General features: G+C 41.7%; 11 protein-coding genes. 2 read left to right on the top strand and 9 right to left on the bottom strand.

From position 1 onward, the window contains the following. Nucleotides 1-20 precede the first annotated feature (20 nt). The 7 genes from ATH1_RS0107415 to ATH1_RS0107385 form a co-directional block, all read right to left on the bottom strand. Nucleotides 21-983 (bottom strand): aldo/keto reductase, encoded by a 963-nt coding sequence (locus tag ATH1_RS0107415; protein ID WP_010419636.1) that lies wholly within the window; start codon nt 981-983, stop codon nt 21-23. Between the two features lie 305 nt (nt 984-1,288). Beyond that, nucleotides 1,289-3,772: a TonB-dependent receptor gene (locus ATH1_RS0107410; protein WP_245531738.1), complete on the bottom strand. Its 2,484-nt coding sequence runs from the start codon at nt 3,770-3,772 to the stop codon at nt 1,289-1,291. 186 nt (nt 3,773-3,958) lie between these two features. Beyond that, a complete protein-coding gene (locus tag ATH1_RS0107405; protein WP_010419631.1) occupies nt 3,959-4,849 on the bottom strand; it encodes a DUF4382 domain-containing protein in 891 nt (296 codons plus the stop codon). A gap of 358 nt (nt 4,850-5,207) precedes the next feature. Then, on the bottom strand, nt 5,208-6,464 hold the full coding sequence (locus ATH1_RS0107400) for a porin family protein (RefSeq protein WP_010419628.1): 1,257 nt from the start codon (nt 6,462-6,464) through the stop codon (nt 5,208-5,210). Further along, on the bottom strand, nt 6,451-7,008 hold the full coding sequence (locus ATH1_RS0107395; RefSeq protein WP_010419626.1) for an RNA polymerase sigma factor: 558 nt from the start codon (nt 7,006-7,008) through the stop codon (nt 6,451-6,453). Before ATH1_RS0107395 ends, ATH1_RS0107400 begins: the two co-directional genes overlap by 14 nt. A gap of 5 nt (nt 7,009-7,013) precedes the next feature. Then, a complete protein-coding gene (locus ATH1_RS0107390) occupies nt 7,014-7,841 on the bottom strand; it encodes a hypothetical protein (RefSeq protein WP_010419624.1) in 828 nt (275 codons plus the stop codon). 316 nt (nt 7,842-8,157) lie between these two features. Beyond that, entirely contained in the window at nt 8,158-9,102 is a 945-nt protein-coding gene (locus ATH1_RS0107385) for an SMP-30/gluconolactonase/LRE family protein (protein WP_010419621.1), read from the bottom strand. A 169-nt stretch (nt 9,103-9,271) separates the two neighbouring features. Here ATH1_RS0107385 and ATH1_RS0107380 point away from each other — a divergent pair, with 169 nt between their 5' ends. Next, nucleotides 9,272-9,457 (top strand): thioredoxin domain-containing protein, encoded by a 186-nt coding sequence (locus ATH1_RS0107380; RefSeq protein ID WP_010419616.1) that lies wholly within the window; start codon nt 9,272-9,274, stop codon nt 9,455-9,457. A gap of 310 nt (nt 9,458-9,767) precedes the next feature. Beyond that, the gene (locus tag ATH1_RS0107375; protein WP_010419613.1) at nt 9,768-10,328 is read left to right on the top strand and encodes a helix-turn-helix domain-containing protein; all 561 of its coding nucleotides are present in this window, start codon (nt 9,768-9,770) and stop codon (nt 10,326-10,328) included. A gap of 257 nt (nt 10,329-10,585) precedes the next feature. Here ATH1_RS0107375 and ATH1_RS0107370 read toward each other — a convergent pair whose 3' ends face one another. Then, on the bottom strand, nt 10,586-11,599 hold the full coding sequence (locus tag ATH1_RS0107370) for an aldo/keto reductase (protein WP_010419609.1): 1,014 nt from the start codon (nt 11,597-11,599) through the stop codon (nt 10,586-10,588). Between the two features lie 320 nt (nt 11,600-11,919). After that, the coding region (locus ATH1_RS0107365; protein ID WP_010419604.1) for an aldo/keto reductase at nt 11,920-12,942 on the bottom strand (1,023 nt) is incomplete at its 5' end.

Raw genomic sequence — 12,942 nt, 5'->3', positions numbered from 1 at the left:
GAATAGATCAGTTTAAATAATTAATCAGGTCGTAACCGGGGAAAATCTTCATATTTTATTTCAATATCCGAGGCTGCAACATTCTCAATAACCTGTTGTGGTGTTTTCCCTCCGGGTATCGCTGTATGGCAGGCCGGGTGGGAAATGCAGAATCTTAGGCTCAGTTGAGCCATTGAAAATTGGTCATGTTTATTGAAGAAAGGTTTAAAATTTTCCAGCTGGGCAAGGTATTTTTCCAGTTTTTCGGGTGATAAATTAAATCGTCGATGATCGTCTTCTCCAAATTTTGAGTGGCGGGAAAATTTTCCGGTTAGAAAACCAAAAAGAATAGGAATACGAACAATAACACCCGTGCCATATTTCACTGCCATTGGAAAGAGTTTTTTTTCAGCTTCTCTCTCAAGCAGGTTATATCGAACCTGAATGACATCAAGCAGGTCATGATGTTCTTCCAAAAAATGAGCTTGTTCGGTTTCCATGAAAGACTGCACACTCCATCCGGCATGTTTAATTTTTCCCTGCTGTTTGAGCGTTTCCATGGCTTCCCAAGGTTCATCCTTTTCGAGAATTGAGGAATCGGGACTATGAAGCTGCAGAATATCAAGAGCATCTACCCCCAGCCGTCGAATGCTTTGCTCCGCAGCAAAAATTAAATGCTTTTTTGAATAGTCGGGATTTCCCGGGGTTGTCTTGTGTTTTTCCCCCAGGAATGGATAGAAATTGTTCCCTGCTTTTGTTGCGATAATTACATTATCCTTGTTTCCTCTTTCCTTTAATACGTCATGAATAAGTTCTTCGGAATGACCTGAACCGTAGACGTCTGCAGTATCAATAAATGTTACCCCGCTGTCCAGAGCCTGGTGTAGAGCAGCCTTCGATTTTGCGTCGTCTGTTTTTCCCCAGTCGCGGCCGCTTATCCCCCAGGCACCAAAGCCTATGGTTGAAATCAATGGTCCGTTTTTGCCAAGCTTTGTGTATTTCATGTTTCTGTCTTTTTGAATAGTGAGTCCAGGATTCAATGAAACGAGCATGACAAAGTTTGCCACAATAAGAATATGTATAAGTTCTTGCATGCGAGTTCCATCCGACCAATGACTTAGACCTATTTTATACAGATGAATAAGGCAGGCTAAGTATTATTCTGTAAATATAAGAATTCATTCGTGGCTTTCGGGCTGTCAGATGTCATGAAAAATACAGAAAAAATTCAGATTAATGACCGGATTTTCCCAACTTAGTTTTAATTCAGATTTTCCAAAGAATTACTTTTTAGACACTCTCTTTTTAATTAAAATCCCATTTCTTCACCGCCATTATCTATTCCACTTTCCCGGTTGCCATTTCCCGGTCGTTTTTTCTGGTTAAGACGGTAGATAAAAGAGAGTCTGAATTCGCGAGTACTCCAGCGGAACTGGTTGGTTGATATCAGATCGGGTTGATCGATTTCGTATCTGAATTTTCGGCTGTTTAAAACATCGCGAACGTTAAGGGTGATGGTACCATTCCCTTTCAGGATGTCTTTACTTAGCGACATGTGCATCATATAGAAAGGCTTTCGGATGCCCTGTGTTGTTTTCTGTTCACCGCGATAGAAAAAAGTGGTTTGAAAACTCAGGTCGTTTTCCCATTTCATGCGTGAGTTGATGCGTGTATCCCACGACCATGTATCGCTGCTCAGGTCCTGAACTTCGCCCTCTTCCGGTTCAAATGTTCCGTTGGTTTTCATTCTGTAAAAGTTAACGTTGCCGGAGAGGTTCCACCACTTGAATGGTTCTACCGACACATTGGTTTCTGCACCGTAAGCATGTCTTTCTGCCAGGTTGCGTGGTTCCGAAATAGTAATGCCGTCGTTGTCGACAAAATTGATTTGCTCTTCCACCCCGGTCGTGTATCGGTAGTAAATGCCTGCATAATAAGATGCTTTACCGGGGGTATACACATATCCGCTTTCGTAAGCATCAGTATATTCCGGTTCCAGGTCGGGATTACCACGCCTGATATTCCTCGAGTCGCTGAGTCCGTAGAAGGGGTTCAGATGCCAGAAGTGCGGTCTGTTGATACGCCGGCTGTAGCTTATTTGCCACGAATTGTAATCGTTGAAATGATAAGTGGTATGAATGGTGGGGAAGAGGTCGAAATATGAACGCTCGTTTTCTTCGTCAGTCTGTTTCAGATGTGTTTTAATGCCCGTGTATTCTCCTCTTAGTCCCAACTGCAGACTGATAAGGCCCCATTTGTTTGAGCCCTGAAGATACACGGCAGCGACATTCTCATCATAGCTGAAATCGTTGGTATATTGAGGGTCAGATTCCCATTCACCGCTTTCGTTGAGGTTTTGAACTTCATAGGGGTTGGTGATGCTTCTGAATTCACCACGCATTCCGCCTTCAAATTTGCCGTCATTGCCAAAAGGGTAAACATAGTCGGCCTGTATGAGGTAGTTTTCTTCCTTTTCTTTATTCGACACCGTTTGATAGATGATGTCGTCCGGATCGATACCTGGTCCGGTAAACAGCACCTCTTCTTCTATTTCCGAGTCTTCGGTTTCATCATCCAGTATATACTGGGCAAAGGCATTGAGTTTATGCTCTTTGTTATCGGGATCGAATATTTTTTCAAGATTCAGAGAGAATTCCACATCCCATTCGGTCGCTTTCTCAAAATCATAACGGCCGGTTTTTTTGTACAATTCACCATGCTGACCATTGTTATCATAGTAATCATTGTAGATCACATCTGAATGGTTTTTGTCACGGTCGTAATCAAGCATGCCGGCCGCAGTGAGTGTTGTTGTATTGTTTATAAAGAAATCGGCCCCGCCACGCAGGTTGTTCGACCAGCCGGTACGGTTTCTGTCGCGGTCGAGGCTTGTATGAAAAGGGTTCGTTGCTTCGGGGAAGTATTGATTTGAAAAACCTTCACCTTCACGTTCGCCATAACGAATACCATAGTTGAAGAAGTAATTGATGTTTTCGCGACGGAAATTGACATTAGCGCCAAACTGGTAACGTTCGGGGTAAGCTACCGAACCTTCGAAGGAACCATTTACGCCACGGCGTTCATCTTTTTTCAGCACGATATTGATGATTCCCACCATTCCTTCGGCCTCGTACCGCGCACTGGGATTGGTGATGACTTCGACACGCTCTATCATGTTGCCCGGAAGCGCCCTGAGTGCATCCGCGCTGCCGGAGTTAACCAGTCCCGATGGTTTGCCGTTAATCAGCATGCGCACGCCGCCACTACCGCGTAACGAAACGTTTCCTTCGGCATCAACGGCTACAGTGGGGATATTATCAAGTATTTCGGAAGCTGAGTTTCCGGTATTGGTGAGGTCTTTGCCTACATTGAATATTTTGCGGTCGACCCCGATTACCATTTCGCTTTTTTCGCCTCTGACGGTTACTTCATTAAGATTATTTGTTGATGGCTCCAGTCGTATGGTGCCTAGGTCCACTTCACTTCTGCGATTTTCAATCGTTACGTTGTTTATGGTTTCTTTTTGATAAGCAACGAATTGAATCTCTATGTAGTAATTTCCGGGTTTTAATTCGAACGAAAATTTACCTTCGGAATTTGTGATACCGCCGTCAACCAGAGAAGAATCCCTTGTAAAGATGGAAACGGTAGCAAATTCCATTGGGATATTTTCTTGTGCATCTACTACCTTTCCGGTTATTTTTCCTTTATCGGCAGAAGGAGCAGATTGCCCTTGTAATCCATAATAAGAGAATAAAATCAAACTTGAGAGAACAAACCATTTCTTCTTCATAATCATGCTGTATCTGTCTTTACTGATTGGAAACTGGTAAATTAGATGGTTTTGTCCTAAAATAGTTTAATACAGCATGTAGTTAAGTATTGTTAATGGTAGGAGTAAGAAAAAAGAAGCCGGTCGACACGTTTGTCAACCGGCTTCTTCCAACTTAACCCTAACCCAAAAGTTCAAAATAAAAGATTACAGTTCATCTGTATTTATATCCGAAATACTTTCTTTCAGGCTTTCAACTTCAACATTTTCAACGGTGCCAAGCACTTGGTTGAATTCTCCTTCAACGGTTTCAACCACTACCAGATCATAAGTGCCGGGAGCCAGGTATGAAAGTGTGTACTCTGCGGTTTCTCCGGCCATGCTACTGGTAACTGCATTGGGGAAACGCACGGCTTCTTCTTCCGGCTCGGCAGCTTCCTCTTCTGTATAGGTATCGTTTGCGTAGGCATATATTATTACATTACTTCCTTCCGGGATGCTGGAAACAATGCCTTTTATTGAACCGGCCTGGTTATCCACTATCAGTCTGATTGTTGGCTTTAAAATGTACATGCCGGAATTTCCTGCTTTTACTACAGATTTTCGGGCATCAAAATCGGCCGTTACTGATACTTCCCCATTTATGGGTACTGTAAAAGCACCTGTACCTTTAAATCCCGATTTCGAGCCACTGGGAACAAACAATGCCTGAGTGGAACCATCTTCAAATTCCAGGTAGCAACCGGGATTTGACGGTGTGGATTGTCCTTTTTCCGGTGCATTCAGGATAAACCGGAGTTGGCTGTAAGTGCCGGCTCCCAATTCAAACCGACCCAGTAATTCCGAAGTGCCATTGGTCAGATCGAGCAGATTGAAGGTGTCGGGCTCGAACCCTTCAAACGTTTTCCACTCGTTGTCTTTAATGTGATACTGAACTTCATTAACCGCGATGTTAACGGCTGTGATTTCGTCCGTGTCAAGCGGTGCATCGGTAATCGAAAGTTTCAGTGTCCCTTTGTCGCTTGTCTCGTCGTCGCTGCAGGATGCGATCAAAAATGGTATCGCCAATACAGCTGTCAGTAAGATTAGTTTCTTCATAATAACCCTGTTTTTTAGTTATTTAGTGTCTGACCATAAAGTATCATTTGCTGTGTGACGCTTACCGCCAAAATACTCATTTACAAAAAGTAAACTCCGTTTTTGGCGGCTTCGTAAGCCTTGCACCCGGCACTTTCTGAACAGACACATGATTTATTACAACTTTTCCCGACTTTACAGGCGGGCATTATTTATTTTTCTGTTCTTTTTATCCGTATAAAATTTATCTAAGTCATTGGTCTGATGGAACTCGCATGAATGATTTTATACATGTTCTTTTGTGACTTTTGTGACGTGACAAACCTTGTCATGCTCGTTTCGTTTGTAAGACGAAGACATGTTGAAAGGGTTGGAAAATTTATAATGAAAATGTATATCCAACCGACAAAGAAAAATTGAAGGATGTATTTGTGGAGTGGTTGAGTGAGCTGTTAACCATCTGATTTCCTGCGAATACGTTTTTTAATCCCATACGGTAAAAAAGCCCTGCCCCTACTGTTATATTTTCGGAAACAGGAGCCAGGTATTGATATCCTGCAACAAGGCCAAAGTCTGTATTTGTATAATCTGATGAAATGTTTGTCGTTTCTCCGTTGATGGTCTGGGTTGCATTTTGAAGAAATCCTGAATAAATGCCTGCAGATAAGGCATGGTTAAGATTATTTTTGAAAGGTCTGTAACGTGCTTTCAGCGCAATATCCATATAATCAAGATTAATACTGTTGGACACATATTTTCCGTGATAATACTCTTTATATTGCTGACCATTTTGCCTTGTCACGGTGAAACTACTAACCATTTCCCACCGATCGTTCAGACTACCGGCAATGCTAAAGCCATAGTTGTTGTTGAAAGTCGGTTTTGTGGCAGTCAACTCTTGCGGATCGAGACCCTCAATGGTTTTTTTGTTGATCAGCCAGGTGTTGGCAAATTCTCCATCGGCCGAAAATGTTAATCTGGAAAATATGCCGGATAAAGAAAGTTTATTTTCATGCGGATGTTTTTCCGGTTCGTTCAGACTTAACTCTGTAATTAGTTTTTCTTGAATGTCGGTGTATTTCTGCTCCGGTAAAACAAATTCAGTCGATGCCATTGTATTGAACCTCACATCAAATTCCTGTTTGGCGATGGCATTGTTTTTATTGTCAGAAGTGTCTTTTGTTGCGAATAGGGTTGTGACCTTCACTATTTTTTGAGGGGAAATATCATTGTGAGGGGAAATCAGTTTCTCTGTTTTAACAGTATCTCCGTCTATTTTAGTTTCTTTAAATTCGGCGATACGGCGATATTGCAGGGAGTCTGTAGGGATGTTTATTTCTGCTTTTTGAAGAGAATCTTCCTCTTTTTCAGACTTATTGTTCTGAACAACAGTAGGGGTAACCGCTTGTTTTGATTGATTCAGCAACCATATCCCTGCAGATAAAAACAGCAAAATACCTGCTGCAGCAGAAGCACGCCGAAGCCATATTTTTTGTCTGTCTTTTTTCAGGGACTTTTCAATACGGTTGTACACCATATCGATATCCAGATCGTTCTGAATATCATCCCAAAGTTCTTCGGGCGGTAGTTCCTGCCCCGATTCAATTGTATTTTTATACCATTTAAGAAAGTCCATCTTTCTTTTTTATTAATTCTCTTACCCAGGTTCGTAACATGCTTTTGGCTCTGCTGAACTGAGATTTGGAGGTGCCCACTGAAATATTCAGTTTTTCCGCAATCTCGTAATGGCTCATCCCTTCGAGGGTATAGAGGTTAAATATCATTCGGGCGCCTTCAGGAAGCCGGGCTACCTGTTCCAGCAATTCATTGAGCCCGATGTCGGGTTTTTCTTCATCTGTATCTTCAGTATCCGGGATGTCATTGGTAATGAACTGAAAAGTTTTGGAATTTTTTCGTGTATGGTCTATTGCTGTATTGGTAACAATTCTTCGTATCCATCCTTCGAAAGCCCCCTGTTTTTTGTAAGTATCAATGTTCCGGAATATTTTCAGAAAAGCGTCGTGCAATATATCCATGGCCTGTTCCCGGTCTTTGGCGTAACTCAGACATACCCCGTACATGACCGGGGCAAAACGGCGATACAATAACTCCTGATAATGCCGCTTGCCTTTTTTGCATCCTTCTATGATTTCCTCTTCCGGAAAGAGTTCTCTCTCCATGTATCTTATTCAAAAACAACAGAAACAGATTTTTCCAGCCTACCCTGCATCAGGCCGAAAATTGCTTTATTTTTTTTATTTAAATTGCTAATGGTTATTTCATTACCCGCATCATAACTACCAGGTACAGATAAAAAAAATGGCGGGATGAGGAGGGCACTAAACAAATTTTCTGCATCAATTATCATGCTTGCCTTTGTCGTTTTGTCTTTATTGATGATGATATTTTCCGTCGGGCGGTGATTTTTCCTCATTGCTCTGACCTGGAAATCTTCCTGCTTGATATACCTAAAGTTAAACCCTGCCTTTGCTGAATTTCCCGCTTTAATATTACCCTGGAACTGAATTGCAGTCTGTTTCTCACCTCCGAGGAAAAATCTGAACTCCAGTTTTTCGTAAATGCCTTGCGGAAGATCGAATGAGATGTGCTGATCTGAAGCAATGCCTTCCTTCATGTCAATCTGCAATGGAGGTTCGAATGGTATGGCAAGATAAACATCTTCACCCTGTTCACGTATGCCTTCAATCTCTATATCTGTAAGGACAATCTTTCCCCGGTTTATTTCCAATGATTCTATTTGAATTTTGTTGCCGGGAATATTTTGAGAGGTGCCATCATCAGCGACTATTCCATCGCTTTCACTGAATGGGTTATTATCACTATTATCTTCGTCTGCCTCTTTTTTCTCCTCATCATCAAATTCCGCATCAGCATAATATGGGTTCAACAGGAATTGCATATCCACTTCGGCCGGCAGTGTCAGTTCATCTTTCTTACAACCTGCCAAAAGCAAAACAAAGCCAATTAGAATGTAAAAAAAGCTTTTAGGCATAATTTGTTTTGTTGTTTTTGTAAAAGATAGACGAATTTACATAAAAAAGGTTGTAAAAATTGATGGATTTTTTGATATAAGCAATTTAGTCCGTAGCATGGGCATGGGGTTGAATCCTTCCTGTGGTTATTGGCACTGGAAGTGGTAGAAGGGTAGAAAGGCAGAATGGTGGAACGGTAAAAGGTTGCAAGGGTTGAAAGCTGAGAGCGAAGCGGCAGACCGAGCTTAATTCGCCCTTTTATCAAATTATATACGAATGAATCATCTCACATCTAACCTGCCTGCCCGGCCTACCGGCAGGCAGGTATCTGAAAATCTAAAAATTTAATGATCCATTCATTGTAAAAACAAATGCAGGCGTACCCTTTGATTTTGTTTTAGTTACGAACAACGAACCGCTCAAAGGATATTCTTCCAGTTGTTCTTTGGATAATCCTTCTCTGGCGGTGGTAATATAAAGTGTTTTCAGGTCTTTTCCGCCAAAAGCACAAGAAGTAACGTTGGGCGCCGGCACCTCAATTTTTCCCATCAGCTCACCCGATTTGGGGTCCCATCGGTAAACTCCGTAGCCACCCCAGTGGGCTACCCAGAGTTTCCCTTCGGCATCGATGGACATGCCATCGGGACTCCCCATTTCTTTCGGAACTTCTACAACCACACGTCGATTTGAGATTTCACCTGTTTCAGGAACATAGTCATAAGCAAAGATACTTTGAGTAGGCGTATCGATGTAATACATCAGGTTTTTATTGGTATCCCAGACAATGCCGTTGGAAATGGTGACGTTGGATTGCTTTACTTCGAGGCTGTTTCCCTTAAGCATGTAAAGATTACCAGCGTTTTCCTGTTCTGTCTTGGACATGGTACCTACCCAGAACCGTCCGGCCGGGTCGCACTTTCCGTCATTAAAGCGCACATTGGCTTCAGCATCTTTTGGAAAACCGGCCAGTAATTTTAATTCTTCATTTTCCGTAATGCCGTAAATACCTGTTTCCTGGGCTGCTACAGCCATGAATTTACCCGTAGCAGGAACAACTGTTCCTACCATGCTTTCAAGGGATATGTTGTGAAGCATCCCCTCCTGTGGCTTGTACATGAAGACTTTTCCTCCGGTGATGTCGACCCATAACAAGGCTTCTTTTTGCGGATGCCATATAGCGCCCTCGCCCAGTTCAGCTGTTGGGGTGTTTTTTACCGGCTGCACGCCTGTTTTGCACGATGTCAGAAGTATCAGTGCTGAAATAAAAAAAATTGTTCTCATATTGGTAATTCTTTGTGTGTTAAAGATATATAAAATAAAGCTAAATGCAAAGACGCAATGACGCAGAGTGTTTATTTTGAGAAATTTACAACTCAGATAAGGCAGATGATGAGTATCAGTGCCTCAAACATTGTCGGGTTTGCCACTTGCAGGACAAAACATTCCCGAAATGAATTTTAAACATTTTGAGCCCTGGTTACATATGAACAATGACGCTACCTATGTGTTCAAATTCCGGGCCACCTGGTGTAAGCCATGTGTCGAAGAGATAACGGGGTTTCTTAAGGCGGCATCTGATCTTGAGGACGAAAAAGTGAAATTCGTTTTTGTCAGTCTTGATTTCCCGTCTCAGTAAACTGCCAAAGTACCCGAAGCCTGAAGACCCCTGGAAGTTACAATAACTAAGGCAATAGGATGCAGTATTAAATGGAAGGAATGATTAATGGCCTCGGTGGTAGATAGTTTCGAAGCAAAGTACCTTGTTATTTCATGTTTTTTTGGTTAAAAGAATTGTTGTCTATTACCGGCAGCCGCTTCATGTTTTTTGTAATACTTTTTGATCATTATCGATGCGCTTACTCCTCAAATGCTCTTTTAGAGACAGACTTATTGATTAGTTGATAATAATTTATAACTTTAGAGAATTCCTAAATAAAACGCCTTCGTTGAAACTTTTTATCAGAAATATGGTTTCTGCCCGCTGCCAGATGGTGGTAAAGGCTGAGATTGAAAAGTGCGGGCTACATTATGTTGAAGTTAAACTTGGTGAAGTCAATATAATTGAGGATATTTCACCTGAGCAAAGAGAACATCTGGACAGGGCATTAAAAGTATCGGGACTGGAATTAATGGATGACAAAAAAAGCATTCTTGTCGAAAAGATAAAGATTGCTGTTATTGAACTTGTTCATTATGAGGAAGATCAGATTAAAGTAAATCTTTCGGATTACCTGAGTAAAAAACTTAATTATGATTATACCTATTTGGCCAATCTTTTCTCAGAGGTTAAAGGCATGACCATTGAAAAATTTTTTTTGGCTCATAAGATCGAAAGAGTTAAAGAGTTGATCGTTTATGACGAACTCAATATCACAGAAATTGCCTACAAAATGCATTATAGCAGTGTTGCTCATCTTTCCAATCAATTCAAAAAATTCACCGGTCTTACTCCTACACATTTTAAGAAGCTTGTCAATAAAAGACGCTCCCCTCTTGAGGATGTTTGAATAATGTAATGAGTCCGGATAAAAGCATCTTTGTTGCCAAACTCATTATTGTTTTAAATTATTGAATGCTCATTAACAATGGGTTAACTGCATAACAAAAATTTAAAACGCCTTGATTATGACAAAAATATGCTTTTATACCGGACTCATTTATCAGACTTGAAGCGGAGGGTTAACAAAACTCCCCTTGATAACTTCAACAGTTACTCACCGTATCTACATCTGTTTGTCATCCCCTCCGCCGGTAAAGTGCCGAATTATTTGCGATCTTCGCTCTGTCTTTCTATCATCCATCCGGGATATTCAGGATCGAGTTTACTTACTTCATTTAGTTTACTCAATTCTTCGGCAGATAATTTCACATTTACAGATTTAAGGTTATCAGCAAGTTGTTCCGGCTTTTTAGCGCCCAAAATCACAGATGTGACCACCGGCTGATGTAAAAGCCAGGCCAGTGCAATTTGGGCAACGGTAGCCTTTTTGGAATCTGCAATCTGTTTCATCACATCAATTATATCATAAGCCTTCTCTTTATTAACCGGTGGAAAATCGTAATTTACGCGGCGACCTTCTTTGGTTTCGGCGTTACGACTGTATTTTCCGCTCAATAAACCTCCGGCTAACGGGCTCCAAACCATGAGTCCCATTTTCTGATCCAGCAACATGGGTACAAGTTCGCGCTCCAAATCACGCCCTGCAATGGTGTAGTAGGCCTGAAGAGAGACAAATTTGCTCAGGTGATTTAGACTGGAAATCCCCAGTGCTTTCATAATCTGCCAGGCTGCAAGATTGCTGCATCCTATGTATCTCACTTTTCCACTTTGCACCAGTGAATCAAGTGCTTCGAGTGTTTCTTCCATTGGTGTCAGCGGATCAAAGCCATGAATCTGATAAAGATCAATATAATCGGTATTAAGCCGATTAAGACTTTCGTGGGCCTGTTGTAAAATATGTTTCCGGCTGAGGCCTGCATCGTTGGGCCCTTCACCCATAGCTCCTCTGACTTTGGTTGCAAGAACCAGTTCATCCCGCTTAAGACCCAGATCACGGATAGCTTGTCCCGTTATCCGTTCACTCATTCCTTCGCTGTAAATATTGGCCGTATCAATGAAATTAATTCCGTTTTCAACAGCCATTTTTACCAGTTCATTGGCCTTCTCCTGAGGCAATGCGCCAACGGATGTCCACGTGCCACTACCACCAAAGGTCATGGTTCCCAGGCAAAGTTCCGAAACTTTTAATCCGGTGTTTCCTAACAATTTGTACTTCATATTTTAATTATTTTTAGTGTTTAACATTTTTTTCGGGTAAAGAAGTATTCTTTATAGCCGGGTTCTAAATAGCATTGCCAATGGTGAGCCCGGTATAAAAAGCGTCTTTATTATCAAACTCATTGTGGTTTTAAATTATTGAGTGCTCATTAACATTGTTATTGCAGTACAAAAATTTAAAATGCCTTGCGTTTGACAAAAAGATGCTTTTATACCGGACTTGATGATCAAACTTGAAGCGAAGAGGTAACAAAATTCCCCATTGAGAAATTCAACATCACTCACTATGTCATCCTCTCCGCCAGTAAAGTATCAACTCCTTATATTCGATTTTGATCCATTTCCTTCAATAATGCCATCATCCATACGGGGTATTCAGGTTCCAGTTTGCTTACTTCATTCAGTTTATCCAATTCATCGGCAGATAATTTCACATTTACAGATTTAAGGTTGTCAGCAAGTTGATCAGGCTTTTTAGCGCCCACAATTATAGATGTGACTACCGGCTGATGCAAAAGCCAGGCAAGTGCAATTTGAGCAACAGTAGCCTTTTTGGAATCTGCAATCTGTTTCATCACATCAATTATATCATAAGCCTTCTCTTTATTAACCGGTGGAAAATCGTAATTTACGCGGCGACCTTCTTTGGTTTCGGCGTTACGACTGTATTTTCCGCTCAATAAACCTCCGGCTAACGGGCTCCAAACCATGAGTCCCATTTTCTGATCCAGCAACATGGGTACAATTTCGCGCTCCAAATCACGCCCTGCAATGGTGTAGTAGGCCTGAAGAGAGACAAATTTGCTCAGGTGATTTAGACTGGAAATCCCCAGTGATTTCATAATCTGCCAGGCTGCAAGATTGCTGCATCCTATGTATCTCACTTTTCCACTTTGCACCAGTGAATCAAGCGCTTCGAGTGTTTCTTCCATTGGTGTCAGCGGATCAAAGCCATGAATCTGATAAAGATCAATATAATCGGTATTAAGCCGATTAAGACTTTCGTGGGCCTGTTGTAAAATATGTTTCCGGCTGAGGCCTGCATCGTTGGGCCCTTCACCCATAGCTCCTCTGACTTTGGTTGCAAGAACCAGTTCATCCCGCTTAAGACCCAGATCACGGATAGCTTGTCCCGTTATCCGTTCACTCATTCCTTCGCTGTAAATATTGGCCGTATCAATGAAATTAATTCCGTTTTCAACAGCCATTTTTACCAGTTCATTGGCCTTCTCCTGAGGCAATGCGCCAACGGATGTCCACGTGCCACTACCACCAAAGGTCATGGTTCCCAGGCAAAGTTCCGAAACTTTTAATCCGGTGTTTCCTAACAATTTGTACTTCAT

Source organism: Anaerophaga thermohalophila DSM 12881 (assembly GCF_000191885.1).
Lineage (GTDB): Bacteria > Bacteroidota > Bacteroidia > Bacteroidales > Marinilabiliaceae > Anaerophaga > Anaerophaga thermohalophila.
This window is presented reverse-complemented; position numbering and strand designations above follow the sequence as displayed.